The sequence below is a fragment of the endosymbiont of Ridgeia piscesae genome (genome assembly GCF_001443665.1).
Lineage (GTDB): Bacteria > Pseudomonadota > Gammaproteobacteria > Chromatiales > Chromatiaceae > Endoriftia > Endoriftia persephonae.
In genome coordinates this window covers 1-1290 of the sequence record NZ_KQ557187.1, presented here as the reverse complement: position 1 = coordinate 1290, position 1290 = coordinate 1, and the positions used below count along the sequence as shown (strand labels likewise).

The 1290-nt window shown below is 61.9% G+C and carries 1 protein-coding gene; it reads left to right on the top strand.

Features of this window, described 5'->3' with window-relative positions; all coding sequences use genetic code 11:
* Positions 1 to 1290, top strand: a 1290-nt coding sequence (locus tag Ga0074115_RS16505; RefSeq protein ID WP_198295084.1) for a cadherin-like domain-containing protein, incomplete at both ends; no start/stop codon positions are given.

Below are 1290 nucleotides of genomic sequence, written 5' to 3'. Positions count from 1 at the left end.
GGCGCCGCAACTGAATCCGATCGGCAATCAGGCCTTGCTGGTTGGTGAGAGTGCGGTGGTGGCGATTACCGCCAGTGATCTCAATGGTGACCCGCTGAGCTTTACCAGCTCACTGCTGCCAGCCTTCGCCAGTTTCATTGACAACGGCAATGGCACCGCCAGCCTGATCTTGGCCCCCGGCGCGACCGATGTGGGCGCGCACAGCCTTACGGTGAGCGTCAGCGACGGCGAACTCGAAGCGAGTGAGACCTTCGATATCATCGTCAACGAACCGCCGCCCAATGTCGCCCCGGTGCTTGGTGTAATCGGCAACCAGAACCTGCAAGCGGGGGATAGTACTACCCTGTTAATCGTGGCCAGCGACGCCAACGGTGATCCGCTGAGCTTCTCTACCTCGGCATTGCCGGCCTTTGCCAGCTTCAATGACAACGGCAATGGCACCGCCAGCCTGATCTTGGCCCCCGGCGCGACCGATGTGGGCACGCACAGCCTTACGGTGAGCGTCAGTGACGGCGAACTCGATGACAGCGAGAGCTTCGAGATCATCGTTAGTGAGGCGCCTGCCTCACCCTACTGGCTGGTCTACAGTGAGACCGCCGATCGTGCTGGCAGCATCCTGCTGGGTGGGGCCGTGGTGGTCGGCGACCTCTACGCACGGTTGCTTCCGGAAGATGGCAGCATCGAACAGGTGCGTTTCTACCTGGACGGTTCGGGTTCGGTGCTCAAAACTGAGCGCAAGGTCCCCTACGACCTGCAAGGTGGGCCGAGCTCCGCGGCCAACCCCTTCGACACCACCGATCTGGCTGACGGCGCGCACACTCTGCGCAGCCTGGTGGATCTTAGGGATGGCAGTCAACTGAGCTTCGAGACCACATTCACGGTGGCCAACGATGGATCGCCCAATGATGCACCACAGCTGGCGTCCATCGGCGACCAGGCACTGCTGGTGGGTGACAGCGCGGCGCTGTTGATCTCTGCCAGTGATGCCAACGGCGACCTGTTGAGCTTCTCCAGCTCCGCCCTGCCGGCCTTCGCCAGCATGAGCGACAATGGCGACGGCACGGCGATCCTCACCTTGACTCCCGGCGTGGGCGACTTGGGTGACCACAGCATCACGGTGAATGTCAGTGACGGGCAGCTCAACGATAGCGAGACCTTCATCGTCAGCGTCAGCGAACCACTGGGCAATCTGGCGCCGCAACTGAATCCGATCGGCAATCAGGCCTTGCTGGTTGGTGAGAGTGCGGTGGTGGCGATTACCGCCAGTGATCTCAATGGTGACCCGCTGAG